Source organism: Sphingobium fuliginis, from assembly GCF_004152845.1.
Taxonomy (GTDB): domain Bacteria; phylum Pseudomonadota; class Alphaproteobacteria; order Sphingomonadales; family Sphingomonadaceae; genus Sphingobium; species Sphingobium fuliginis.
On the sequence record NZ_SEON01000003.1, the window covers coordinates 447593 to 473544 of the forward strand.

Annotated in this window: 23 protein-coding genes and 2 tRNA genes; 18 read left to right on the forward strand and 7 right to left on the reverse strand. The window is 65.5% G+C overall.

Features of this window, described 5'->3' with window-relative positions:
- Nucleotides 1–251: 251 nt before the first annotated feature.
- Nucleotides 252–336, reverse strand: a tRNA-Leu gene (locus EWH10_RS10945).
- Between the two features lie 233 nt (nt 337–569).
- Between EWH10_RS10945 and zwf the strand changes: the two genes are divergently transcribed.
- From zwf to EWH10_RS10970, 5 genes are all read left to right on the forward strand, one after another.
- Nucleotides 570–2030: a glucose-6-phosphate dehydrogenase gene (gene zwf, locus EWH10_RS10950; RefSeq protein ID WP_044662474.1), complete on the forward strand. Its 1461-nt coding sequence runs from the start codon at nt 570–572 to the stop codon at nt 2028–2030.
- Complete coding sequence (gene edd / locus EWH10_RS10955; protein WP_044662475.1) at nt 2023–3864, forward strand: phosphogluconate dehydratase; 1842 nt, start codon at nt 2023–2025, stop codon at nt 3862–3864. Before zwf ends, edd begins: the two co-directional genes overlap by 8 nt.
- A gap of 101 nt (nt 3865–3965) precedes the next feature.
- Complete coding sequence (gene glk / locus EWH10_RS10960; protein WP_044662476.1) at nt 3966–4931, forward strand: glucokinase; 966 nt, start codon at nt 3966–3968, stop codon at nt 4929–4931.
- Nucleotides 4931–5548 carry a bifunctional 4-hydroxy-2-oxoglutarate aldolase/2-dehydro-3-deoxy-phosphogluconate aldolase gene (gene eda, locus EWH10_RS10965; protein WP_048577723.1) on the forward strand — a complete coding sequence of 206 codons (618 nt, stop codon included), beginning with the start codon at nt 4931–4933 and terminating at the stop codon, nt 5546–5548. Before glk ends, eda begins: the two co-directional genes overlap by 1 nt.
- Nucleotides 5549–5585: 37 nt before the next feature.
- Nucleotides 5586–6098: a hypothetical protein gene (locus tag EWH10_RS10970; RefSeq protein WP_025551382.1), complete on the forward strand. Its 513-nt coding sequence runs from the start codon at nt 5586–5588 to the stop codon at nt 6096–6098.
- 21 nt (nt 6099–6119) lie between these two features.
- Here EWH10_RS10970 and EWH10_RS10975 read toward each other — a convergent pair whose 3' ends face one another.
- Genes EWH10_RS10975 through EWH10_RS10985 form a run of 3 tightly spaced genes read right to left on the reverse strand, consistent with a single transcriptional unit; the run spans nt 6120 to nt 9332 of the window.
- Complete coding sequence (locus tag EWH10_RS10975) at nt 6120–6704, reverse strand: gamma carbonic anhydrase family protein (protein ID WP_025551384.1); 585 nt, start codon at nt 6702–6704, stop codon at nt 6120–6122.
- Nucleotides 6705–6706: 2 nt separating this feature from the next.
- Nucleotides 6707–7702 (reverse strand): porphobilinogen synthase, encoded by a 996-nt coding sequence (gene hemB, locus EWH10_RS10980; protein WP_025551386.1) that lies wholly within the window; start codon nt 7700–7702, stop codon nt 6707–6709.
- 49 nt (nt 7703–7751) lie between these two features.
- Nucleotides 7752–9332: a M28 family metallopeptidase gene (locus EWH10_RS10985; protein WP_044663171.1), complete on the reverse strand. Its 1581-nt coding sequence runs from the start codon at nt 9330–9332 to the stop codon at nt 7752–7754.
- Nucleotides 9333–9451: 119 nt separating this feature from the next.
- Between EWH10_RS10985 and EWH10_RS10990 the strand changes: the two genes are divergently transcribed.
- From EWH10_RS10990 to EWH10_RS11000, 3 genes are all read left to right on the forward strand, one after another.
- Nucleotides 9452–10153, forward strand: coding sequence for a GIN domain-containing protein (locus tag EWH10_RS10990; RefSeq protein ID WP_044662478.1), 702 nt, complete (start codon nt 9452–9454; stop codon nt 10151–10153).
- 392 nt (nt 10154–10545) lie between these two features.
- Nucleotides 10546–11814, forward strand: a complete 1269-nt coding sequence (locus EWH10_RS10995; RefSeq protein ID WP_044662479.1) for an ammonium transporter — start codon at nt 10546–10548, stop codon at nt 11812–11814.
- A gap of 2 nt (nt 11815–11816) precedes the next feature.
- On the forward strand, nt 11817–12671 hold the full coding sequence (locus tag EWH10_RS11000) for a glycosyltransferase family 2 protein (RefSeq protein ID WP_065846665.1): 855 nt from the start codon (nt 11817–11819) through the stop codon (nt 12669–12671).
- A 110-nt stretch (nt 12672–12781) separates the two neighbouring features.
- On the opposite strand, the gene EWH10_RS11005 is transcribed toward EWH10_RS11000, so the two are convergent.
- Entirely contained in the window at nt 12782–14113 is a 1332-nt protein-coding gene (locus EWH10_RS11005; protein ID WP_065846667.1) for an MFS transporter, read from the reverse strand.
- Between the two features lie 187 nt (nt 14114–14300).
- On the opposite strand from EWH10_RS11005, the gene cyoA reads away from it, so the two are divergent.
- Genes cyoA through EWH10_RS22110 form a run of 8 tightly spaced genes read left to right on the forward strand, consistent with a single transcriptional unit; the run spans nt 14301 to nt 21251 of the window.
- The gene (cyoA, locus tag EWH10_RS11010) at nt 14301–15434 is read left to right on the forward strand and encodes a ubiquinol oxidase subunit II (RefSeq protein WP_044662482.1); all 1134 of its coding nucleotides are present in this window, start codon (nt 14301–14303) and stop codon (nt 15432–15434) included.
- A gap of 5 nt (nt 15435–15439) precedes the next feature.
- Complete coding sequence (gene cyoB, locus EWH10_RS11015; protein WP_044662483.1) at nt 15440–17443, forward strand: cytochrome o ubiquinol oxidase subunit I; 2004 nt, start codon at nt 15440–15442, stop codon at nt 17441–17443.
- Nucleotides 17444–17448: 5 nt separating this feature from the next.
- The gene (gene cyoC / locus EWH10_RS11020; protein ID WP_025551291.1) at nt 17449–18072 is read left to right on the forward strand and encodes a cytochrome o ubiquinol oxidase subunit III; all 624 of its coding nucleotides are present in this window, start codon (nt 17449–17451) and stop codon (nt 18070–18072) included.
- Nucleotides 18069–18506, forward strand: coding sequence for a cytochrome o ubiquinol oxidase subunit IV (cyoD, locus tag EWH10_RS11025; RefSeq protein ID WP_025551292.1), 438 nt, complete (start codon nt 18069–18071; stop codon nt 18504–18506). The genes cyoC and cyoD overlap by 4 nt, the downstream gene beginning before the upstream one ends.
- The gene (locus EWH10_RS11030; RefSeq protein WP_044662484.1) at nt 18503–19228 is read left to right on the forward strand and encodes an SURF1 family protein; all 726 of its coding nucleotides are present in this window, start codon (nt 18503–18505) and stop codon (nt 19226–19228) included. Before cyoD ends, EWH10_RS11030 begins: the two co-directional genes overlap by 4 nt.
- Nucleotides 19225–20547, forward strand: coding sequence for an ATP-binding protein (locus EWH10_RS11035; protein ID WP_044662485.1), 1323 nt, complete (start codon nt 19225–19227; stop codon nt 20545–20547). Before EWH10_RS11030 ends, EWH10_RS11035 begins: the two co-directional genes overlap by 4 nt.
- Complete coding sequence (locus tag EWH10_RS11040; protein ID WP_044662486.1) at nt 20544–21074, forward strand: response regulator transcription factor; 531 nt, start codon at nt 20544–20546, stop codon at nt 21072–21074. Before EWH10_RS11035 ends, EWH10_RS11040 begins: the two co-directional genes overlap by 4 nt.
- A 51-nt stretch (nt 21075–21125) precedes the next feature.
- On the forward strand, nt 21126–21251 hold the full coding sequence (locus EWH10_RS22110; RefSeq protein ID WP_262857361.1) for a hypothetical protein: 126 nt from the start codon (nt 21126–21128) through the stop codon (nt 21249–21251).
- Here the strand turns inward: EWH10_RS22110 and EWH10_RS11045 are convergent.
- Nucleotides 21240–21313, reverse strand: a tRNA-Gly gene (locus EWH10_RS11045). The two genes, EWH10_RS22110 and EWH10_RS11045, sit on opposite strands and share 12 nt — an antisense overlap.
- 62 nt (nt 21314–21375) lie before the next feature.
- Nucleotides 21376–22338: a sugar kinase gene (locus tag EWH10_RS11050; protein ID WP_044662487.1), complete on the reverse strand. Its 963-nt coding sequence runs from the start codon at nt 22336–22338 to the stop codon at nt 21376–21378.
- A 174-nt stretch (nt 22339–22512) separates the two neighbouring features.
- Here EWH10_RS11050 and EWH10_RS11055 point away from each other — a divergent pair, with 174 nt between their 5' ends.
- Both EWH10_RS11055 and EWH10_RS11060 read left to right on the forward strand, forming a co-directional pair.
- A complete protein-coding gene (locus EWH10_RS11055; RefSeq protein WP_044662488.1) occupies nt 22513–24474 on the forward strand; it encodes a hybrid sensor histidine kinase/response regulator in 1962 nt (653 codons plus the stop codon).
- Between the two features lie 138 nt (nt 24475–24612).
- Entirely contained in the window at nt 24613–25485 is an 873-nt protein-coding gene (locus EWH10_RS11060; RefSeq protein ID WP_044662489.1) for an alpha/beta fold hydrolase, read from the forward strand.
- Nucleotides 25486–25952: the final 467 nt, after the last annotated feature.

Below are 25952 nucleotides of genomic sequence, written 5' to 3' on the forward strand. Positions count from 1 at the left end.
TCTGGTATCTTAAATATTTGCGGTTAATCGCTGGGGTGCGACCCGAAGCTTTTACCCTGTAAAAGCTCGCCTGCCCGGCAGCCATGCTGCCGGGCTTTTTAGTGCATGGCCATGTCTGGAAAGAGGGCATCGAACCCGGCGGGGTTCGCAAGGGCGAACCGAACGGCTGCCCGAGCTTATGCGAGGATAGCCAAGGCCGCGGATGCGGCCGCCCGGCGCTTGAGGCAAAATAAGCTTGAGGCAAAATAAGATGGTGCGGGCGGTCGGAATCGAACCGACACTCCTTTCGGAACCGGATTTTGAGTCCGGCGCGTCTACCAGTTTCACCACGCCCGCATGCCCTTCAGCCGCGTTCCGGACGGAGGATGATTCCATCTTCCGCCAAAAACGCCAGGGTGGAGCGCCAATGGCAAAATCGGCGGCCAGCGTCCAGCCAAAAATCGACGCTTTCATCCTCTCGCGGTTGCGGGATGGGCCCCACAGGGATAGCCTGCTTGCGTAACGAGTGCCGCTGGGTATAAGGGCGGCTTCGTGCAGACCTGATAACACTAACGGAAAAGGGACAACCTTTGACCGAACCGTCTGCCACGTTCCTGTTGTTCGGCGCCACCGGCGACCTGGCGCACAGGATGATCTTTCCCTCACTCTACAATCTGCTGGCCGATGGCCTGCTGCCGGAGGATTTCCTGATCATCGCGTCAGGGCGTTCCGAATTCACCGACGAGCAGTTTCGCGCGGACATCGACAAGGCGCTGCGGAAATTCCTGGCCGCAGACCGTTATGACGCGGACATCGCGGAGCGGCTGCGCGACATCATCGTCTATCAGCCGGTGGAGGCGGGCAACGCCGCCCAGTTCAGGGCGCTGGCGGAACGGCTGGACGGGCGACTCGACAAGGGCGTGTCCGTCTATCTCTCCACGCCCCCTTCCCTCTTCGCGCCGACCGCCCAGGGGCTGGCCGAGGCGGGGCTGATCACGCCGAAGACGCGAATCGCGATGGAAAAGCCGATCGGCAAGGATCTGGCCTCTTCCAAAGAGGTCAATGACGGCATCGGCGCGCTGTTCGCGGAGGAGCAGATTTTCCGCGTCGACCATTATCTGGGCAAGGAAACGGTCCAGAACCTGCTCGCCCTGCGCTTCGGCAATGTGATGTTCGAACCGCTGTGGAACGCCACCGCCATCGATCATGTGCAGATCACCGTGGCCGAGACGGTGGGCCTGGAAGGCCGGGTTTCCTATTATGACGGCGTCGGCGCGCTGCGCGACATGGTGCAGAACCACGTCCTCCAGATCCTGTCGATCATCGCCATGGAGCCGCCCGCGCGGATGGACCCGACCGCCGTGCGCGACGAGAAGGTGAAGGCGCTCCGTTCGCTGCGCCCGATGACGGCCGAGACGGTGAAGACGCATAGCGTGCGCGGGCAATATACGCCCGGCGCGGTCGGCGGGCAGATCGTCACCGGCTATGCCGACGAACTGGGCAGGCCGTCCGACACCGAGACCTTCGTGGCGCTGAAGGCCCATATCGACAACTGGCGCTGGCAGGGCGTGCCCTTCTACCTGCGCACCGGCAAGCGCATGCCGACGCGCCAGTCGGAAATCCTGATCCAGTTCAAGCCGGTGCGCCATTCGATCTTCGGACGCAATGGCGGGTCGGGTCTGGAGCCGAATACGCTCATCATCCGGTTGCAGCCGGAGGAATATATCCGCCTGCTCATCATGAGCAAAAGGCCGGGGCTGGAGCGCGAGGTGCATCTGGAGGAGGTGACGCTGGACGTGTCGCTGACCGCCGCCTTCGCCGGGCAGCGCCGCCGGATCGCCTATGAACGGCTGATCCTGGACCTGCTGGCGGGCGACGCCACCCTGTTCGTGCGCCGGGACGAGGTCGAGGCGCAATGGACCTGGATCGATTCGATCATCGACGGGTGGAAGGAGGCCGGGGTGAAGCCATCCTCCTATTCTTCCGGGAACTGGGGGCCATCCTCAGCCATTGCCCTTATCGAACGAGACGGAGCGAGCTGGAATGACTGACCTTCATCCGGTGATCGAAAAGGTCACCGAACGCATCGTGAAGCGCAGCGCGGCTTCGCGCCTCAAATATCTGAGCCTGATCGAGCGCGGGCGGGACGCGGGCACCAACCGCGCCCAGCTTTCATGCGGGAACCTGGCCCATGGCTTTGCCGCGAGCGGCGAAGACAAGGCTGTCATCCGCACCGGCGCGGCAATGAATTTCGGCATCGTCACCGCCTATAACGACATGCTGTCGGCGCATCAGCCCTATGGCCGCTATCCCGAGCAGATCAAGCTGGCGGCGCGGGAGGTGGGCTGCACCGCTCAGGTCGCGGGCGGCGTTCCGGCGATGTGCGACGGCGTGACCCAGGGGCAGGCGGGCATGGACCTGTCGCTCTTTTCCCGCGACACCATCGCGCTGGGCACCGCCATCGCCCTGTCCCACGCCATGTTCGAGGGCGCGCTGCTGCTGGGCATCTGCGACAAGATCGTGCCGGGGCTGCTGATCGGGGCGCTGCGTTTCGGGCATCTGCCGACCATATTGATCCCCGCCGGGCCGATGCCGTCCGGCCTCGCCAACAAGGAAAAGGTGCGCATCCGCCAGCTCTATGCCGAAGGCAAGGTCGGCCGGGAGGAACTGCTGGAGTCCGAAAGCGCCAGCTATCACGGCGCAGGGACCTGCACCTTCTATGGCACGGCCAATTCGAACCAGATGATGATGGAGATGATGGGGCTCCACATGCCCGCCGCCTCCTTCGTGCATCCGGGCACGAGGCTTCGGCAGGAACTGACGCGGGCGGCGGTGCATCAATTGTCGCGCATCGGCTGGGACAGGGACGGACAACCCAATGACGATTATCGGCCGCTGGGGCATTGCGTGGATGAAAAGGCGATCGTCAACGCCATCATCGGCCTGATGGCGACCGGCGGATCGACCAACCATGCGATCCATCTGCCGGCCATCGCCCGGGCGGCGGGGATCGTCGTCGACTGGACCGATTTCGCGGAAATTTCCGATGTCGTGCCGCTGCTGGCGCGGGTCTATCCCAATGGATCGGGCGATGTGAACAATTTCCATGCGGCAGGCGGCATCAGCTATGTGATCCGCGAACTGCTCGGCAACGGGCTGCTGCATGGCGACATCCTCACCGTCGCGCGGCAGGGACTGGCCGATTATGGCAAGGAACCGGTGCTGGAGAATGACGCGCTGGCCTGGAAGGATGTGCCCGAATCGCGGGACCTGTCGATCCTCCGGCCGGTGTCCGACGCCTTCAATCCCGACGGCGGGATGCGATTGCTGGCCGGCAATCTTGGCCGCTGCGTCATGAAGGTGAGCGCGGTCGACCGGGAGCGCTGGACCATCGAAGCGCCCGCGGCGGTCTTCCACGATCAGGACGATGTGCTGCGCGCCTTCAAGGCCGGCGAACTGGAGCGCGATGTCGTGGTCGTGGTGCGGTTCCAGGGACCAAGGGCGAACGGCATGCCCGAACTGCACAAGCTGACCCCGGCGCTGGGCGTGTTGCAGGATCGCGGCTTCCGCGTCGCGCTGGTGACGGACGGGCGCATGTCCGGCGCATCGGGCAAGGTGCCCGCGGCGATCCACCTGTCGCCGGAAGCGTTGGGAGGCGGCCCCATCGCCAAGCTGCGCGACGGCGACATGGTGCGGGTCTGCGCGGAGACGGGCCTGATCGAAGCGCTGGTCGACGCGGCGGAATGGGACGGCCGCGACACGCCCGCGCCGCCCCCCGCCCCCTATGATACGGGCCGCGAGCTGTTCGCGCTGTTCCGCCATCATAGCGATCTGGCGGAAAGCGGCGCATCGCCCATTCTGGCGGCCATGGAAACCGAAGTTTAGAACCGAAACATTCCCGTCCGCCCAAGATTTTCGGAGGAGCGCTTTTCCTGAGGAAGAGTGAAGGACTTCGACAGGCTCGGCCCGGACGGGAGGAGAGTAGCATGACCGAGATCATCGCAGCCGACATTGGCGGCACAAACGCCCGCTTCGCCCGTGCCAGACTGAATGCGCGCAATGTGCCCACGCTGGGCAAGGTGCGCAAATATAAGGTGGCCGATTATCCGACCCTCCAGGCCTGCTGGGCGGCCTTCGTCAAGGATGAGGGCGGCCATCTGCCCACATCCGCCTCCATCGCCTTTGCCACCGCGATCGGGCGCGAAGTCATCAAGCTCACCAACAGCGCATGGGTCATCCGGCCCGATACGCTGGACGAGGAACTGGGCCTCAGGCATCTGCGGCTGGTCAATGATTTCGAGGCGGTCGCCCATGCCGTGGCGCGCCTGCCGAAGGAGAATCTGCCGCTGCTGTTCGGGGAGGACAGGCCCTTTCCGCGCGACGGCGGGGTGACGATATTGGGACCGGGCACCGGGCTGGGCGTGGCGATGATCGCCTTCGACGATGGCGAGCCGCATGTGATCGCGACGGAGGGGGGGCATCTGGACTTCGCGCCGCTGGACCCGCTGGAAGAGAAAATCCTCGCCTATCTGCGCGACAAATTCCTGCGCGTGTCGACCGAGCGCATCGTATCGGGACCGGGGCTCAACAACATCTACAAGGCGATGGCGACCATCGGCCATGATCGGGTCGTGCTGATGGAGGATGCCGAGCTTTGGCAGGCCGCCATCGACGGGACCGACGAATTTGCGCGCAGGGCGCTGGCGCGGTTCTGCATGTCCTACGGTTCGGTCGCGGGCGACCTGGCGCTGGCGCAGGGACCGCATACGGTGGTGCTGGCGGGCGGCCTGACCCAGCGGATGAAGGACATATTGCCGCAATGCGGTTTCCACCAGCGCTTCACCGCCAAGGGACGGTTCGAAAGCCTGATGAAGTCGGTGCCGATCCGGCTGGCCCTGCATGACGAAATCGGGCTGTACGGCGCCGCCGCGGCCTTTCGGGAGAAGAAATGATGGCGTTGAGCGTTGAACAGGTGATGGAACTGGCCCCGGTGATCCCGGTACTGGTGGTGGACCGGGTCGAGGATGCGCTGCCGATCGCGCGGGCGCTGGTGAAGGGCGGGCTTCCTGCATTGGAAGTGACGCTTCGGACGCCGGCGGCGCTGGACGTGATCAGGGAGATGGCGAAGGTCGAGGGCGCCGTCGTCGGAGCGGGCACGGTGCTGAACCCGGCGCAACTGGACGCCGCGATGGAGGCGGGGGCGCGCTTCATCGTCAGCCCCGGCCTGACCGAGCCGCTGGGCAGGGCCGCGATCGCCGCGGGCATTCCCTTCCTGCCGGGCACGGCGACGGCGGGCGACATCATGCGCGGGCTGGACATGGGGCTGTCGCACTTCAAATTCTTCCCGGCGGAGACTTCGGGCGGGCTGCCCGCGCTGAAGGCCCTGGCCGCGCCGCTGCACATGGCGCGCTTCTGCCCGACCGGCGGGATCACGGCGGAAAGCGCGCCCAGATGGCTGGCGGAACCCGTCGTCAAATGCGTCGGCGGAAGCTGGGTCGTGCCCAAGGGGCCGGTCGATCCGGCGAAGATAGAGGCGCTTGCACGGGAAGCCGCCGCGCTGCCACGCTGAACTTGCCTCCCGGCGCGGCTCATCCTAGATGCGAAGCATGAATCCGCGTCGGCTGCTTCCTTCCCTGGCCCTGTTCCTGTCCGGTTGCGCCAGCACCTTTCAGGGCTATCCGTCCCTCGCCAAGCGGGCGATCGAGGACGCCCCCATCGCGGAGGCGGCGCCCGCGCCCTCCCCCGTCGCGCCCGAACCGGAGCTGGTCCAGAATGTCGACCGGCTGACGGCGCAGGCTCAGGCGGGCGGCACGGCATTCGACAAGGCCTGGCCGGCGGCGGACAGGGCGACGCGGGCAGCATCCGGCGCGGCGGTCTCCAGCGAGGCCTGGGTGGCGGCGCAGACGGCGCTCAGCGCATTGGAATCGGCGCGCAACGACAGCGTATCGGCGCTGGCGAGCCTGGACGTGCTCTTTGTCGAGCGCAGCAACGCGGCGGCCGAGGGGAAGGCCAGCGGCGGGATCGAGGCGATCGATGCGGCGCGGGCTTCCGCGCTGGCGATTGTCGATGGGCAGAACGACCGGCTGGACGTGCTCAAGGGGCGTCTGGCGCAGCCCTGATCCGCCTGCAGCCCTGCCGATTCAATCGGGCGAAAGCGCCGCCTTCACCGCGCCCTTGTGCGCCTTTCCATTATGGACATAATGGTCGACGCCCTCCCGCATGTCGATCAGCACTTCGTCCGACAGGTCGCGCATATATTTGGCGGGGCGGCCGGCCCAAAGCTGCCTGTGAGGCACCGTCTTCCCCGGAGAAAGCAGGGCCCCGGCCGCGAGCATGGCGTCGCTTTCCACCGTCCCGCCGCTCATGACGATGGCGCCCAGCCCCACGAAGGCGCGGTCCTTCAATATGCAGCCATGGACCATCGCAAGATGTCCGATCAGCACGTCTTCCCCGATGATCGTGGGCCAGCCTTCGGACGGGCGACCGTCGATATGGTCGCCGGGGCTGTCGCAATGCACGATCGAGCCGTCCTGGATATTGGTGCGGGCGCCGATATGGATGAAGTTCACGTCCGCCCGGATCACGCAATTATACCAGATGCTGACGTCCGGGCCGATCTCCACATCCCCGATGATGCGGCATCCCGGCGCGATGAAGGCGCTGGGGTGGATCTTCGGCGTCTTGCCGTTGAAGGGGATGATGGAGACTTCGGGATGATCGGTCATGTTCAGGCTCCCAGCAGCCGCGCCGCATGGAGCGCATGATAGGTGAGGACGCCCGAGCAGCCTGCCCGCTTGAACGCCAGCAGCGTTTCCAGCACCAGCGCGTCGCGCTCCCCCGCCCCCGCGGCGGCGGCGGCCTCCAGCATCGCATATTCGCCCGACACCTGATAGGCGAAGACGGGCACTTCGAACCGGTCCTTCACCCGGGCGATGATGTCGAGATAGGGCAGGCCCGGCTTCACCATCACGCTGTCGGCGCCTTCGGCAATGTCCAGCGCGACTTCGCGCAGCGCTTCCTCGCTGTTGGCGGGGTCCATCTGATAGGTCTTCTTGTTGCCCTTCAGCAGCCCGCTCGATCCGACCGCATCGCGGAACGGGCCGTAGAAGGCGCTCGCATATTTGGCGGCATAGGCCATGATCTGCACATTGGCATGGCCTTCCTGCTCCAGCGCCTCGCGGATGGCGCCGACGCGGCCATCCATCATGTCGCTGGGGGCGATGATGTCCGCGCCCGCCGCCGCCTGGTTCAGGGACTGGCCGATCAGCACGTCGATGGTCGCGTCGTTGACGACATAGCCCGCCTCGTCCAGCAGGCCGTCCTGGCCGTGCGCCGTATAGGGATCGAGCGCCACGTCGGTCAGGATGCCGATGTCGGGCACCGCATCCTTGATGGCGCGGATGGCGCGGCACATCAGGTTATCGGGATTGAGCGCCTCAGCACCGTCATCGCTGCGGCGGTCGGCCTGCGTATTGGGGAAAAGCGCGAGGCAGGGAATGCCCGCCGCCTGCGCTTCCCTCGCACGCTCCACCATCAGGTCCACCGACCAGCGCGACACGCCGGGAAGGGAGCCGATCGGTTCCTCCACTTGCCTGCCCTCCGTGACGAACAGCGGCCAGATGAAGTCGCTGGGCGTGAGGCGGGTTTCGGCGTGCAACGCCCGGCTCCAGGCCGAGGCGCGGGTGCGGCGCAGACGAAGCGCCGGATAGGAGGCATGGGTCATGGCCGGGGGTTTAGGCCCCTGCCCTCGCCGGATCAAGCAGGAGGGGACGCTATTTGGCGAAGCGGCGGAAGAAGCTGTCCTCGTTCCAGGCCGGGCGCTGCGGCGCATTGGCGACGCGCAGCGTGACGGCGGCGACATAGTCGTTGAGCTTCACCGATTCGGCCGGCATCACCGGCTGGTTCGCGTCGTCCCTGGGCGAATGGTAGATGTTGGCGCGCCAGGCCCTTTCGACCGTCGCCTCCGGCGTGCCCGCCTTGAAGCCATATTTGAAGAACAGCGCGGGGATGCCCGCCCGGATGAAGCTGTACTGGTCCGACCGGATGAAGACGTTGCGGTCCGGGAAGGGATCGGGCGTGATCGGCAGGTTCATCGCCGCGCTCACCGCTTCAGCATCCTTGCCAAGGCTGCTCTGGTCATAGCCGATCGGCGTCACGCTGGTCAGCGGGAAGATCGGCAGGGCCATGTCGAAATTGAGGTCGGCCACCATCGCCCTTTGCGGCACGGTCGGACGGCGCGCGAAATAGCTGGACCCGAGCAGCCCCTTCTCCTCCGCCGTGACGATGGCGAAGAGGATCGACCGCCGGGGCTTCACCTTCCCGTTGCGCAGGGTCCGGGCGATTTCCAGCAGGCTCGCCACGCCCGATGCATTATCGAGCGCCCCATTGTAGATCGCGTCCCCGTCGATCGGCGTGCCCACCCCATAGCCGTCGAGATGCGCGGACAGGACGACATATTCCCTGCTGAGCTGCGGGTCCGTCCCGGGCATGAGCGCGATGATGTTGGGCGAGGTCAAATCGGCGCGCCTCGCCGCCACCTTCGCGTCCAGCCGCTGGGCGAGCGGGAAGGACGGCACCGGGCCGGAACTGTCGGCGGCGGCGGCGATCTGCGCGAAATCATGGCCCGATCCGGCAAAGAGCAGCGCGGATTTGGCCGGGTCGAACTGGGCGTTGAGGAAGGGGGTCGCCGTATCCCGCAGGGCGGGGTCGCGGAAGAACAGGGCCGGCTGGCTGGCCAGCGCCATGCGCCGGTCCCACGGAATTTCAACCTGTTTCGGCGTCACGAGCTGGATCAGTCCAAGCGCGCCCTGCTTCGCCAGCCACGCCGCCCGCTCCGATCGGGCATGGGACTTCAGCGCGCCGGAGAGGGTCGCCGGTCCGCCCGAGACGACCACCACGATCCTGCCCTTGAGGTCCAGCCCGGCGAAATCGTCATGCCCCGCCTCCGGCAGGTGCAGGCCGTAGCCGGCGAAGACCAGCGGGGCGCCGACGGTTTCCGGAGCGGGGCCGCCGCCCCCTGAGAAGATGATGTCGGCGGGCGCCGCCAGCGCGGCATGGCCGCCCGGCCCCGTCAGCGAAGCGCTGCTCTGCTGCGACAGGATCACCTGCTCGACGAAGGCGACGGGCTGTTTATAGCCGTCGGTCCCGGCCGGCTTCAGCCCAAGCGCCCGAAGCTGTCCGATCACATAATCAGCCGCCCTGTCATAGCCCGGCTTGCCCGTTCCCCGCCCTTCATAGCCATCGTCGGCAAGGGTGCGGACATGCTTCCACCAGGCTTCGCCCCGGTCGTCGGGCGCAGCCGGGGCCGCGATGCTGATCGAAGCCAGGAGGAGTCCGGAAATCCATTTGCGCATCAGCCACATGCCCCTTTTGAAAACCTGACGATCTTGCCTGATCCGGTGCGACGAACAAGGGGGCTTGGAACCGCTACGGCCCATCCCTATCAGGATCGGCAAAAGACTGGGAGATCGTCATGCCGCTGCCCCGTTCGCTCGCCCTGCCGGTCGCCATCATGCTATGGGCCGCCCCGGCGGCGGCGGCGACGCGCGGGTTCACCATCACCAGTTTCGACGCCATTCGCGTGGATGCGCCGGTGGAGGTGACGATCACCACCGGCGCGGGTGCTTCGGCGCGGGCGGATGGCGATCAGGCGGTGCTGGACCGGCTGAAGGTGGACGTATCCGGCCGCCTGCTTGCGGTGACGGTGGAGCGGGCGCGGCCCGGCGAGAAATCGGGCGGGCGGGCGGTGCTGCGGCTGTCGACCGGCGACCTCAGCCGCGTGGTGCTGACCGGCGGCGGATCGGTGTCGGTCAGCCGGATGAAGGGTCTGCGCGGTGAGATCGTGCTGGGCGGCAATGGCGATGTCAGCGTGGCGGCGGTGGATCTGGACCAGCTGAGCCTGGGAGTGGCCGGAGCCGGACGGGCGAACCTGTCCGGCCGGGCGGGCGTCGCGACCATCCGCGTCACCGGCCCCGGAGCGGTGATGGCGGAAGGCCTGCGGGTGCGGCAGGCCGCGGTGGCGAATGACGGTCCGGGAAATGTGGCGGTGACGGCAGAGGTTTCGGCCCGGGTTTCCGCATCCGGATCGGGCGATGTGACGGTGGCGGGGAAGGCCGCCTGCAGCGTCGACAATCGGGGGACGGGGCGGATCAGTTGCGGTGGGGAAGCCTATTAGGCGATGTGGATGAGTTCGGGATGCCGGGGGGTGGCCAGTGTAAGACCATCCTTCTCCCTTGAGGGAGAAGGATGGGAAGCCCTGGCGGCGGAGGAACCTAAGGCTGATCTGGATGAGGGGGAGCGGGCCTGCGGTCCGCGCGATCCGTTGGATCGCACCCCCTCATCCAGCTACGACTAGGCAGCAAGCTGCCAAGTCTGCGCAGCCCTCTCCCTCAAGGGAGAGGGATGAAGCGAGTGTACGCTTCCCGCCCAAATCAACTGGTCCGGGGAGTCCCGAATTTGTCCGCGCTGCCCAATGCATCGGCTGCGTGGCGGGAAACGATCAGGGTTAGGCAAGTCTTTACTTCGCATGCGTTACGACGGCCCGGATATGGACTGCCGGATTAACTGATGCCTCGCCTCCTTGCCATTCTCCTTCTTTTCCTGTCGGTGGCCCCGCAACCCGCGGCGGCGCAGGTGGCCGTGGCCGACAGCGGCGATACGGCATGGATGATGCTGTGCGGTCTGCTGGTGTTGCTGGCGGCGCTGCCGGGACTCGCGCTGCGTCATGCCGGTCTGGTCCATGTGCGCAACGCCCTGTCGATCGGCGTGCAGGGGCTGGTGGTGGCCGCCGGGGTTTCGCTGCTCTGGGCCCTTGTCGGCTACAGCCTGGCCTATGCGCCGGGGAGCGGGTGGCTGGGCGGCCGGGCGCATCTGTTGCTGGCCGATCTGGGCGCGCTGCGTGACGGGCTGACCGTGCCGGAATCCACCTTCGTGCTGTTCCAGATGGCCCTTGCGATCCTTGCCGCCGGCCTGCTGCCGGGCGCTGTGGCGGAAAGGGTGCGCCTGGGGTGGATGGCGGTGTTTGCGTTGCTCTGGCTGCTGCTGGTCTATGCGCCGGTCGTCCATTGGGTCTGGGGCGGCGGATGGCTCGCCAATCTGGGCGTCATGGATTTCGCGGGCGCGCTGGTCGTTCATTTGAGCGCGGGATTTTCCGCGCTCGCGCTGGTGCTGGTCGTGGGCAGGCGGCGCAGCGTTTCTGCCGGACATGCGCCGGTGCTGGGCGTATCAGGCGGGCTGCTGCTGTGGATCGGCTGGGCAGGCATAGTGGGCGGATGGTCCTTCGGCGCGACGGACAATGCCACGACCGCCATTCTGAACGGCCATTTCGCCGCCTGCGCAGGCCTCTTCGGATGGATGCTGGTGGAACGGATCGACAAGGGGCATGTCACCGCCAATGGGCTGGTTTCGGGCGCATTGGCCGGACTGGTGGCGATCTCCGCCTCCGGCGCTCTGGTGGGGCCGGGCGGCGCGATGGCCATCGGGCTGATCGCCGCCGTCATCTGCCGACTGGCAAAGGGATTATTGGGCGACCGCATCGACGACGCGGCGGATATTTTCGTGATCCACGGACTGGGCGGGCTGACGGGCGCGCTGTTGCTGCTTCCCTTCGTGCTGCCCGCGCTGGGCGGCGTCGGCTTCGCGGCGGGGATCAGCCTTGCCGGCGCCTTCTTGGCGCAGTGCATCGGCATCGCGGCGGTGGCGCTCTGGGCGATGGCGGGAGCGGCGATCATCGCGCTGATGCTGTCGGTCGTGACGCCCGCCCGGATCGGCGCGCGGGAAGAAGCGGAGGGGCTGGACATCGCCCGCCATGGACAGCAGGGCTGGGATTTCCGCTAGGCATGGGCGTCGCGGTCGGCATATTCGCGCATCAGGAGGAACGGCGGATCGGGCGTTGCCTTTCATCGCTGCCGCTAGACCGGGCCGACACCGTCTTCCATGTGCTGGTGAACGGATCGACCGATGCCACGGCAGGACGGGCGCGCGAAGCGGCCGGAGGACGGACGAATGTCATCGTCCACGATCTGGCCGCCGGGGGCAAGGCGCGCACCTGGAACCATTTCGTCCACCGCCTGCTGACCGGCGGAGAAGATGCCGTGATCTTCATGGATGGCGATGCGGAGATCCTTGCCGGGTCGATCGATGCGCTGGTATCGGACCTCGCGGCGCGGCCGGAGGCGAACGCGGCGGCGGGGATGCCGATGAACGGGCGGTCCGCGGACGCCTATCGCCGGTCCCTGCGGGAGGAACGGGGATTGTTCGGCGATCTCTACGCCCTGTCGGGGCGCTTCGTGGGAGATATCCGGCTCAGGGGCTTGCGGCTGCCCGAGGACCTGATCGGAGACGACGGTTTGGTGGCGGCATGGGCGCATACCGACCTGGGGCGCGATGCCGACTGGCGGCGGGAGCGGGTCCTGGCCTGCGAGGATGCCGGCTTTCGCTGTGAGGCGGTCAGCCTGTTGCGGCCCACCACCCTGCGCATGCAATATCGGCGGATGATCAATTATTCGGTGCGCTTTTTCCAGAACCGGATCATTTCCGACATCATGGGCCGGGATGGCGTGGACGGGCTGCCGGTGCGGATGGATGCGGTTTATGGGGAATGGTTGCCGCGCTTTGCGCCGCGCGCGCTGCCCGTGGGATGGTTCGACCGGAAGGCGTTGGCGCGCATGCGGGATTTTGCGCGGGGGAAGTAGAGCGTCGCTCCGAGCTTGGCTTAACGTGCTCCTGTGGGCACGTCGGGGACAGAAAAGGGCCGGAGAGGACACCCCCCTCCGGCCCCTTTTCGAAGATGGCGGATGCCCCCTTAACGGTCGCGGGCCGCCAGTTCCTTGTTGATGTAGAGCGCCACCATCGTCGCCACCGCACCCGACAGCAGGTAGATGCCCGAGGCGGCCAGGCCGAATTTCACGGACAGCAACAGGGCCACCAGCGGCGCGAAGCCGGCGCCGACCAGCCAGGCCAGGTCCGACGTCAGGGCCGACCCGGTATAGCGCGCCTCGGTCGCGAAATTCGACGCGACGACGCCGGACGACTGGCCGAAAGCCAGCCCCAGCAGCATGAAGCCCAGGATCATGAAGGCGACCTCTCCCAGATCGCCGCCGTTCAGCAGCAGCGGCGCCATGATGCTGAAGATCGCGATGCCGAGCGCCGACCATGCCAACAGGGAGCGGCGGCCGATCTGGTCCGCGATGAAGCCGGAAACGACGATGGCCAGCAGGCCCACGGACGCGCCGATCATCTCGATGATCAGGAAGCGTTCCAGCGGCTGGTTGGTGAACAGCGCGACCCAGCTCAGCGGGAACACGGTGACCATGTGGAACAGCGCGAAGCTCGCCAGCGGAGCGAAGGCGCCGATGATGATGTTGCGCCCTTCCGCCTTGACCGTCGGCAGGATTTCGGACGGCTGAAGGTCCTTCTGCTCGAACAGGCGTTCGAATTCATGCGTCACCACGATGCGCAGCCGGGCGAACAGCGCGACGACGTTGATCGCGAAGGCCACGAAGAAGGGATAGCGCCAGCCCCAGTCGAGGAAGTCCGCACGCGACAGCGTCAGCAGGAAGAAGGCGAACAGCCCGCTCGCCACCAGCAGGGCCAGCGGCGCGCCGAGTTGCGGCACCATGGCGTACCAGCCGCGCTGATGCTGCGGCGCGTTGAGCGACAGCAGCGACGCCAGCCCGTCCCATGTGCCGCCCAGCGCGATGCCCTGCGCCGCGCGCAAGATGATCAGGACTAACGCAGCATAATGGCCAATCGTCGCATAACCGGGCATGAAGGCGATGGACGCGGTCGAGCCGCCGAGCAGGAACAGCGCGACGGTCAGCTTCGTTCCGCGCCCGTAGCGGCGATCGATGGCCATGAAGATCAGCGAACCGATGGGCCGCGTGATGAAGGCGACGGCGAAGACCGCGAAGGAATAGAGCGTGCCGGTCAGGGCATCCACATAGGGGAACACAAGGCTCGGGAACACGATGACCGAGGCGATGGCGTAAACGAAGAAATCGAAGAATTCGGAGGTGCGACCAATGATCACACCAATGGAAATATCACCCGGCGCGATCTTGTGGTCCCGCGCATTGATCAGGCGCGCATCATCCTCCAGCGATCGGGAGGTGAAGGTCATGGCCTGTGAACTCATAGGCATCCGCTCCTTGGCTAAGCCACCGGAACCCTCTTCTGTTCTGCCGGCGGCCACGGATAGGCAACATAGCAGAAAACCCGCAGAGTCTAAGCAGTATCCCACCGCTGAAGCATTTTTTGCATCTGCGCACAATGGGACAAATTGCCCACTGTTCGACTCCCTGCGGAAGCGGTAGGCGGCCCCCATGCCACACCCCATCCCCCTCGACCGGACCCGGATTTTCCGCTGGTCCGCTCCGATTCTGGCGCTGCCGCTGACGGCCTGCGACTGGGTCGTGATGAACCCGTCGGGCGATATTGCGGTGCAGCAGCGCGACCTGATCCTGATCTCGACCGCGCTGATGCTCCTCATCGTCGTTCCCGTCATGGCGCTCGTCGTCTTCTTCGCCTGGCGCTACCGCGCGGCGAACAAGGCCGCGGACAAGGATTATGACCCGGACTGGGACCATTCCACCAAGCTGGAACTGCTGATCTGGTCCGCGCCGCTGCTGATCATCATCTGCCTTGGCGCGCTGACCTGGGTCAGCACGCACAAGCTCGATCCCTATCGGCCGCTCGACCGCATCGACGCCAGGACGGCGATCGATCCCAGGGTGAAGCCGCTGACGGTCGAGGTCGTGGCGCTCGACTGGAAATGGCTGTTCATCTATCCCGAACTGGGCATCGCGACGGTCAACGAGCTGGCGCTACCGGTCAATGTGCCGGTGCGGTTCGACATCACCGCCTCTACCGTGATGAACAGCTTCTACGTGCCTGAACTCGCCGGCCAGATCTATGCCATGCCCGGCATGAAGACCCAGTTGCACGCCGTCGCCAACCGGCCGGTGGCGGGCACCGGCATTTCCGCCAACTATTCGGGCGCGGGCTTCACCCACATGCGCTTCGCCTACCGGGCGCTGGACAGGGCCGGGTTCGATGCCTGGGCAGCCGGGGTGAAGGCCAGCCGCGCCCATCTCGATCGCGACGTCTATCTGACCCTGGCCAAGCCCAGCGAAAAGGCGCCGGTCGCCTATTTCTCCGCCGTCGACCCCAAGCTGTTCGATGCCGTGGTCAATCTGTGCCCCCGGCCCGGCCAGCGCTGCATGGGCGAGCTGATGCACGTCAACATGATGGGCGGCGCGGGCAAGGAATCGGCGCGCGACACCAAAGGTCTGCGCTACGACTTCCCCGACAGCCATGTGATCGAACAGTCGGACCGGAACAGGGGGCAGGAGACTGCTCCCGACGCACCGGCCGCGGACGGCGCGAAGGGCGCCGCGCAGGCGCCGGGCGATCACTCTTCCCACAGCGGCGCTGACGCGCACGCGCAGCATCGGTAAGGCCCATGACTGGCACAATGACAACCGCACAGATGATCTTCGGTCGTCTGACATGGGACAGCTTCCCATGGCATGAGCCCATCGTCGTCGCGACCTTCGTCGCGGTGGTGCTGGGCGGCGCCGCCCTTGTCGCGGCGCTCACCTGGTTCCGGCTCTGGGGCTATCTCTGGAAGGAATGGTTCACCAGCGTCGATCACAAGAAGATCGGCATCATGTACATGGTGCTGGGCCTCATCATGTTCCTGCGCGGATTTGCCGACGCGATCATGATGCGCATCCAGCAGGCCTGGGCCTTCAACGGTTCCGAAGGCTATCTGAACGCCCATCATTATGACCAGGTGTTCACCGCGCACGGGGTCATCATGATCTTCTTCGTGGCGATGCCGTTCATCACCGGCCTGATGAACTACATCGTGCCGCTCCAGATCGGGGCGCGCGACGTCAGCTTTCCCTTCCTCAACAATTTCTCCTTCTGGATGACGACAGGCGGCGCCGTGCTGGTCATGATGTCGCTGTTCCTGGGCGAGTTCGCGCAGACCGGCTGGCTTGCCTATCCGCCGCTGTCAGGGCTTGCCTACAGTCCCGCGACAGGCGTCGATTATTATATCTGGGCGTTGCAGGTGGCGGGCGTCGGCACGACATTGTCCGGCATCAACCTGATCGCGACCATCGTGAAGATGCGCGCGCCGGGCATGTCGCTCATGAAGATGCCGGTGTTCACCTGGACCTCGCTCTGCGCGAACGTCCTGATCGTCGCCTCCTTCCCGATCCTGACCGCCACGCTCGTCCTGCTGTCGCTCGACCGCTATGCCGGCACCGCCTTCTTCACCAATGATTTCGGCGGCAATCCGATGATGTACGTCAACCTCATCTGGATCTGGGGCCATCCGGAGGTCTATATCCTCATCCTGCCGCTGTTCGGCGTCTTCTCCGAAGTGGTCTCCACCTTCTGCGGCAAGCGCCTGTTCGGCTACACCTCCATGGTCTATGCGACCTGCACCATCATGGTGCTGTCCTACCTGGTGTGGCTGCACCACTTCTTCACCATGGGTTCGGGCGCCAGCGTCAACAGCTTCTTCGGCATCACGACGATGATCATCTCGATCCCGACGGGCGCCAAGCTGTTCAACTGGCTGTTCACCATGTATCGCGGCAAGATCCGTTTCGAGCTGCCGATGATGTGGGCCGTCGCCTTCATGCTGACCTTCACGGTGGGAGGCATGACCGGCGTGCTGCTGGCGGTTCCGCCCGCGGACTTCGTGCTGCACAACTCGCTGTTCCTGATCGCCCATTTCCATAATGTGATCATCGGCGGCGTGCTGTTCGGCCTGTTCGCGGCGATCAACTACTGGTGGCCCAAGGCCTTCGGCTTCAGGCTGAACGTCTTTTGGGGCAAGGTCAGCTTCTGGTGCTGGAACATCGGCTTCTGGCTGGCTTTCGGTCCGCTCTACGTGCTCGGCCTGATGGGCGTCACGCGCCGCCTGCGGGTGCTGGACGATCCGTCGCTGCAACCCTGGTTCGTCATCGCGGCGATCGGCGCCGCCATCATCGCCATCGGCATCGGCGCCATGCTGATCCAGTTCGCGGTGTCCATCTGGAAGCGCGACGAGCTTCGCGATCCGACCGGCGACCCCTGGGACGGCCGTACCCTGGAATGGGCGACCAGCTCGCCCCCGCCGGAGTATAATTTCGCCTTCACCCCCGTGGTGTACGATGGCGACACCTGGGCGGACATGAAGAAGAACGGCTATCAGCGTCCGCTGAGCGGCTACAGGCCGATCCACATGCCGAGCAGCACGGGCGCGGGCGTGATCCTGGCCGGGCTGGCGACGCTGTGCGGCTTTGCGCTCATCTGGTACATCTGGTGGCTTGCGGGGCTGAGCTTCATCGGCATCGTCGCCGTCGCCATCGGCCACACCTTCAACTACAAGCGCGACTTCTACATCCCTGCGGAGGATGTGACGCGCACCGAGGAAGAGCGCACGCAAATCCTCGCGGCGGGAGTCTGACACGCATGAGCAGCGCAACTGCACATAGGGAACCCCGGGCCTATCACCTGCCCGAGGAGCCGCACCTCCACGAAGGCCACAGCACCATGCTGGGCTTCTGGATGTATCTGATGAGCGACTGCCTCATCTTCGCCATCCTCTTCGCCACCTATGCGGTGCTGGGCGGCAGCTATGCCGGCGGGCCGGGGCCAAAGGACCTGTTCGACCTGCCCCTCGTCGCGCTCAACACCGCGATGCTGCTCTTCTCCTCGATCACCTATGGCTTCGCCATGCTGGCGATGGAGAAGAACAGGGTCAGCGCCACGCAGGGCTGGCTGGTCGTCACGCTGCTGTTCGGCGGGGCGTTCCTGTTCATCGAACTCTACGAATTCGCGCACCTCATCCATGAGGGCGCGGGTCCGTGGCGTTCGGCGTTCCTGTCCTCCTTCTTCACGCTGGTCGGAACGCACGGGCTGCACGTCACCTTCGGTTCGATCTGGCTGGTCACGCTGATGGTGCAGGTCGCGAAGAAGGGCCTGATCCCTGCCAACAAGCGGCGGCTGATGTGCCTGTCGATGTTCTGGCACTTCCTGGACGTCATCTGGATCGGCGTCTTCACCTTTGTCTATCTGATGGGAGTGCTCCGGTGAGCGATGCCGTCCATCCGCACGGTGGCCACGACCACCATCATGACGATCATCATGACGCCCATTCGCACGGCAGCTTCGGCAGCTACATGATCGGTTTCGGCCTGTCGGTGATCCTGACGGCCATTCCCTTCTGGCTGGTGATGAGCGGCGCGCTGAACGACCCGCAACTGACGGGCATCGTCATCATGGGCTTCGCCGCGGTCCAGGTCGTCGTCCACATGATCTACTTCCTGCACATGAACACCCGCGTCGAAGGCGGCTGGTCGTTCATGGCGATGATGTTGACGGTGGTGCTGGTCGTCATCGTCCTGTCCGGTTCCCTGTGGGTCATGTATCATCTGAACGCGAATATGATGCCGCACGCGCAGATGGAGATGGACATGGGTCCGACCCAGGAAATGCGCGTCATGCACAATATGAGCGAGATGCCGTGACAACGGGCCAAGACGGGGAGCGCTCCCGGCGCTCCCCGGCCTTTCCGATCGGCCTGACGCTGATCGCCCTCTTCTTTTTTGCCGGATTTTGCGCACTGGGCGCCTGGCAGGTCCAGCGCCTCGCCTGGAAGCGCGACCTGATCGCCCGCGTCGATGCGCGAATCCATGCCGCCCCCGTCCCCGCTCCCCGCATGGCCGCAAAGGCCGACGAATATCGGCGCGTCAGGATTTCGGGGCGTTTCCTCCATGACAAGGCCGCGCTGGTGCAGGCCGTCACGGTGCGCGGCGCCGGTTTCTGGGTGCTGACGCCGCTCGTCACCGATCGGGGCTTCACGGTCATCGTCAATCGCGGCTTCGTGCCGCCCAACAGGCGACGGGACTATATGCGTCCTCCGGGCGAAGCGCGGATTTCGGGACTGCTGCGGCTCAGCGAACCGGGCGGCGGGTTCCTGCGCTCCAACGATCCGGCAGGCGACCGCTGGTTCTCCCGCGATGTGGCCGCCATCGCAGCAGCGCGCGGGATCGGGCGGCCGGTGGCCGATTATTTCATCGACGCCGATGCGGCGGCCGATCCCGGCGCCTTGCCTGTCGGCGGCCTCACCATCGTCGCCTTTCCGAACAATCATCTGCAATATGCGATCACATGGTTCGCACTGGCGGCAATGGTCGCGGGCGCGTACATATTCGTGATGCGCCAGGAGCGGAAAGACCGCCGGGGATGAACCGGAACCTGCCGATCAGCACCCTCTGGCAACCCAGCCAGTGGCCTGCCGACGCCGCGGGCCGCAAGAATCTGGCGCTGCTGGTGCAGTTGCGCTGGCTGGCGATCGCGGGGCAGCTCATCACTATCCTCGCCGTGCATTTCATCATGGGCATCCGCCTGCCCATCGCCCCGATGCTGCTGATCGCGGGCATGGCGATATTGATGAACGGCCTCAGCTTCGGCGCGCTGCGCAAGCGGACCGACGTGTCCCATGCCGAACTGTTCCTGTCGCTGCTGTTCGACGTGCTGCTGCTGACGGCGCAGCTCTATCTTTCAGGGGGGGCGACCAATCCCTTCATCTCGCTCTATCTGGTGCAGGTGGCGCTGGGGGCGGTGCTGCTCGACCGGTGGAGCATCTGGGGCATCGTCTTCGTCTCTGCGCTCTGTGCGGGGCTGCTGGCGCTGCATTACCGGCCGCTGGACCTGAACGGCGCGCTGGAAGGCCATTTGTTCGACCTGCATATCGTCGGCACATGGATATGCCTTACCATGATCGCCGTGCTGCTGGTGCTGTTCGTGCTGCCGGTGACGCGCAACCTCCAGGCGCGGGACGCCTATCTCGCCCGGTTGCGTCAGCAGGCGGCGGAGGAGGAGCATATCGTCCGCATGGGCCTGTTGGCGTCGGGCGCGGCGCATGAACTGGGCACCCCCCTCTCCCAGCTTGCGGTGGTGCTGGGCGACTGGCGGCACATGCCGGAGATCACGGCCCACCCCCCGCTGGTCGAGGAAGTGGCGGAGATGCAGGCGGCGGTCCAGCGCTGCAAGGAGATCGTCACCGGCATCCTCCTGTCCTCCGGCGAGGCGCGGGGCGAGGCGCCGGAAGTGACCAATGTGCGCGATTTCATAGAGGGCATCGCCATGGAGTGGCGCAGGGCGAATCCCGGCATGCCGCTGCGCTGCGATTTCGGGCCGCATGACTATCCCCGCATCGTGGCCGATCCGGTGATCCGGCAGGCGATCGGCAATCTGCTCGACAATGCGCGGGAGGCGGGCGCGACCTATATCGACCTGCTGGCGGGGCGCGACAGCAGTTCGCTCAACATCGCGGTGCGCGACAATGGCAGCGGCTTTTCGGAGGCGATGCTGGAGGATTTCGGCAAGCCCTATCGATCGAGCAAGGGCAAGGAAGGCCATGGCCTGGGCCTGTTCCTTGTGGTCAATGTGGTGCGCAAGCTGGGCGGCAGCGTCAGCGCGAGCAACGGCGCGGACGGCGGGGCGCTGATCCTGCTGCGGCTGCCGCTGGGCACGGTGGCGCTGGAAGAGGAGACGGCCCGATGACTGAGCGCCTGCTGGTGATTGTCGAGGATGACGAGGCGTTCGCCAGAACGCTCAAGCGCTCCTTCGAACGGCGCGGCTATACGGTGCTGGCGGCCGACAGCCATGCGGCGCTGGAAACGGTGCTGGCGGGCAGCAGGCCCGGCTTCGCCGTGGTCGACCTGAAGCTGGGCGCGGAATCCGGCCTCGTCTGCGTGCAGACATTGCATGCCCATGATCCGGCGATGGTGATCGTCGTCCTGACCGGCTTCGCCAGCATCGCGACGGCGGTGGAGGCGATCAAGCTCGGCGCGTCCAACTATCTCGCCAAGCCGTCCAACACCGACGACATAGAGGCGGCCTTCGCGCGTTCCGCCGGCGACCCTTCCACCCCCCTCGCGCCCCGCCCGACGTCGATCAAGACGCTGGAATGGGAACATATCCATGAAGTGCTGAAGGACAGCGACTTCAATATCTCCGAAGCGGCACGGCGATTGGGCATGCACCGGCGCACGCTGGCAAGGAAGCTGGCGAAGCGGCAGGTGGGTTGAAGAGGATATGGGGTGGATGGCGGTCGGCGCGGCCGTTGGCGACAGGAGTTGATGCCCGCCATTGACCGGTTCGCGATTCGCCGGTCGCCACTGGCCGGTTCGCGGCTGGCCCATCAGGAACGCGCCCGGGGCGAACTCGACATAGCCGTCATGATGTCAGGAATCTGGAGCGGGTGAAGGGAATCGAACCCTCGTCGTAAGCTTGGGAAGCTTCTGCTCTGCCATTGAGCTACACCCGCCGGGGTGAAACGCGGCTTAGCCTTTGATCCCAATGCCGTCAACGAGGTCGCAGCGGAGAATTTCAGAGGTCGGCATAGGGCGCATCGCCATCGCGGGCCGGTATCGCGCCCCGGCGGCCGATATTCCAGCCGGCCAGGCGATGACCCGCAAGCGCCGCCTCGCGCGCCGAACGACCGGCGAGGCGGGCATGGAGATAGCCGCCGTTGAACGCATCGCCAGCGCCGCTCGAATCGACGACGGAGAGCCTGGCGGGCGGCGCGACGATCTGCCCATCCACCAGACAGCCGTCGGCGCCCAGTTTCACCACGATCTCGCGGCCTTCGCCAGCGCCCCAGCGGCGGGCCGCATCCTCGACATCGTCCGCCTCGCCCATTTCGACCTCATCGGCCAAAGTGGGCAGACCCATGTCGCTGAGCGCGATGGCACGGTCGCGCCAGTGGCGCGCGGTCGCGGCATCGGGCCAGAGCCGGGCGCGGTAATTGCCGTCGAACGCCACCTTGCCCCCCTTTGCGCGAACCGCCGCGCACAGGGCGAACAGCTTTTCGCGCGCTTCCTCGGACAATATCGCAAGCGTGATCAGGGAAAAATAGAGCAGTTCCGATCCAGCCGCTTCTTCCACCATGGCGGCGCTTTCCGGCAGGTCGAACATGCGCCTGGCGGCCGCCTCTCCCCGCCAATAGTGGAAGCTGCGTTCGCCCTGCGCATCGGTCTCTATCGCGTAAAGGCCCGGCAGCTTTCCCTCGGCGGAGAGCAGCAGCGACGTGTCGACGCCCTCTGCTTCCCAGGCTGCGCGCAGTTCAGCGCTCATCGGATCGGCGCCGATCGCGCTCGCAAAGCGCACATGGTCGCCACAACGGGCGAGATGGATCGCCGTGTTGATGACGTCGCCGCCATAGCGCAGGTTCCAGCCCCCACCCGATCCAACCTGGCCCGATCCAACCTGGCCCGAACCGAACCCGTCCGACGCGCGGCTCAGTTCCAGCATCGCTTCGCCCACGACGGTGATTCCTGCTGTCTTGCCCATATGCGTTCCGTCTTCTTGGCCATCCTTGCCGAAGGCGCCTCCTTGGCGCGGAGGGCACGGCGAAGTCAATGCCGCGCCCGGCCCGGCACGCCGGACAATCGCTTTCGCAAGCGGAACGTCCGGAACGCATGCGCGTTGTGGACGACGAACATGTCAATTCGACGGGAACCCCTCATGAGCACGGCGGCACCGGAAGGATCTGGAAACCGCTTCGAGCTGCTGGTCCAGAACGTCACCGACTATGCCATCTACATGCTCTCCGCCAACGGCATCGTCGTCAGTTGGAATGCCGGCGCGCGGCGCTTCAAGGGCTATGAGGCCGATGAGATCATCGGTGAGCATTTCTCCCGCTTCTACACGCCGGAGGATCAGGCGGCCGGCCTGCCCGCGCTTGCGCTGGACACCGCCGAAAATGCCGGCCGGTTCGAGGCGGAGGGATGGCGCGTGCGCAAGGACGGCTCCCGCTTCTGGGCGCATGTGGTCATCGATCCCATCCGCGAACCCGGCGGCCAGCTTATCGGCTTCGCCAAGGTCACCCGCGACCTGACCGAACGCCGCGCGGCGGAGGAGGAATTGCGCCGCAGCGAGGAACGGTTCCGCCTGCTGGTGCAGGGCGTGACCGACTATGCCATCTACATGCTGGACCCCATTGGGACGATCACGAGCTGGAATCCGGGGGCCGAACGCTTCAAGGGCTATACGACCGAAGAGATATTGGGCCAGAATTTCGCGCGCTTCTATTCGGAAGAGGACCGCATGGCCGGCCTGCCATCCCGGGCGCTGGACACGGCAGCGCGCGAAGGCCGGTTCGAGGCGGAGGGATGGCGCATCCGCAAGGACGGCTCCCGCTTCTGGGCGCATGTCATCATCGATACGATCCGCAGCGCCGCCGGCGAATTGATCGGCTTCGCCAAGATAACGCGCGACCTCACCGAACGGCGGGAGACGCAACTGGCGCTCGAAGAAGCGCGGGAGGCGGTGTTCCAGGCGCAGAAGATGGAGGCCATCGGCAAGCTGACGGGCGGTGTCGCCCATGATTTCAACAATCTGCTGGCCGTGATCGTCGGTAGTCTGGACCTGGCGCGGCAGCGGCTGGCGACCGGGGCGGACGTGTCCCGCTATATCGACAACGCGATGACGGCGGCGGAACGCGGGGCGACGCTGACGCAGCGCATGCTGGCCTTTGCGCGCAAGCAGGAACTGAAGTTGCGGAGCGTCGATTGCGTGGCGCTGGTGCGGGACATGGCCGACCTCCTGAAGACGACGCTGGGCAGCGGGATCGCCATCGAAACCCGCTTTCCCCTGCATCTGAGCGCCGCCCATGCCGATCCGGCCCAGCTTGAACTGGCGCTGCTCAATCTGGCGGTGAACGCCAGGGACGCCATGGCCGGCGACGGACGGATCATCATAGAAGGGGTGGAGGCCACTCTGCCCAAGGCGCAACGCCCCGGACTGGAGGGCGGCCCCTATGTGCGCCTGTCCGTCATCGATGAGGGCGAGGGCATGGACGCAGCGACGCTGGAGCGGGCGCGCGAACCCTTCTTCACGACAAAGGGCGTCGGCAAGGGCACGGGCCTTGGCCTGTCGATGGTGCACGGCTTTGCCGAACAATGCGGCGGTTCCCTGACCATCGTCAGCGAACCGGGCCAGGGAACCACGGTGTCGCTGTGGCTGCCGATGGCGCCCGCCGAACCGGCGGAGGTGGCCGTGGCCGACATTCCCGATGCCCTTGCCCTGGCGCTGACGGAGCCGCTGGTGATCCTGGCCGTCGACGATGACGATCTGGTGCTGACCAACACCGCGGGCATGCTGGAGGAACTGGGGCACACGGTATTCCAGGCGACGTCGGGACCGGATGCGCTGCGCATATTGGAACAGGGCAGCGTCGACCTGGTGATCAGCGACTATGCCATGCCGGGCATGACCGGCACGCAGCTGGCCGACGAGATCGAGCAAAGGCTGCCCGGCCTGCCGGTGGTCATCATCACGGGTTTTGCCGAACTGCCGCCGAACATGACGCAACGGCCCCGACTGGACAAGCCGTTCAAGCAGGCGGAACTGGCGCGCATCGTGACCGCAGTGGCGCAGGACCACCAGAAGCTCGTCAGGCTGGCCGCCCATCCGGACGATCTGTAGAGCGGCGATCTTTACCAAAGCTTGACGAAACAGGCGTAAAACAGGGATTTTCCTGTTCTCGCCCCTTGCATGCGCCGGGGAGTTCGCCAAAGAGACATGAACCTTGTCCCTCCCCTGTCCACCCGCTCGCAGGATCGCATGAACACGCAAGCCGCGCCGACTTCCCATTTCTACACGTCGCTGCGGATGCGCCTGCACTATCTGGACTGGGGCAACAGCGCCGCGCCGACGCTGGTTCTGGTGCATGGCGGCTTCGACCATTCGCGGAGCTGGGACTGGACGGCACGGGCGCTGGCGAAGGATTATCACGTCGTCGCGCCCGACCTGCGCGGCCATGGCGACAGCGCCTGGTCGGCCGAGGGTTCCTACATGATGGCGAACTATGTCTACGACCTGGCGCAGTTGATCGAGCAACTGGGCCGGGAGCCGGTGATATTGGTCGGCCATTCGCTGGGCGGATCGATCGCGCTGCGCTATGCCGGGCTGTTCCCGGAAAAGGTCGCCAGGATCGTCGCCATAGAGGGACTGGGCCTGTCGCCGGGCCGGATCGAGGAACAGTCGCAAAAGGCCGAGCCCGACCTATGGCTGCAATGGATCGAGAAGCGGCGGAACCGGGCGCGTCAGGCACGGCGGCATTATCCGACCCTGGAGGCAGCCGTCGCGCGCATGCGGGAACGCAACGACCATCTGTCGGTCGAACAGGCGATGCACCTCACCATCCACGGCGTCAATCGCAACGAGGATGGCAGCTATCGCTGGAAATTCGATCCCTATCTTCACGATGCGGCGCCCCAGGCCTGGTCGGACATGGACCTGCCGCAATTCTGGAAGCGGATCACATGCCCGACGCTGCTGTGCCTTGGGCTGGATAGCTGGGCGTCCAATCCGGTGAAGGATGGGCGCGCCGCGCATTTCCGGGATGCCCGGCTGGTCGAATTCGCGGATGCCGGTCATTGGCTGCACCATGACCAGTTCGACCGCTTCATCGCGGAACTGCGCGCCTTCCTGTGACCCGGCCATTCGGAATTTCAACCCTCACCCCGGCGAAAGCCGGGATGAGGGTATGAAGGGCGCCGCCTGGAGCCAATCGACATTCAGAAGATGACGAGCCGAGCCGAAGGCCACCGAAGGTAAAATGGTGGTTTTCCGTGACCCGGAGCGCAGCCTACTCAAAGTAGGTGAGCACTGGAAGCTCGGAAAAGCGTCATTTGCAGGCCGTCAGGGCTGAATGTCGATTGGCTCTAGAGCAGATTCCGATCCGATTGCATCGGCTCGACTGCTCTAAGTTTTTGTTTTGTCGCGTTTTCCGAGTCAGCAGATGATTCCATCTGCTTGGAAAACGCTCTAGGCCGTAGTGACATTTTAGGGATTCACGACGGTTTGGATTTGTGATTCAAGGCTGGCTTTTGGAGGCTGGCGTGGAAGGCGAAGTGCTGCGGGATGATCAGTGGGAGCGGCTGCGGGAGTTCGTTCCGGGC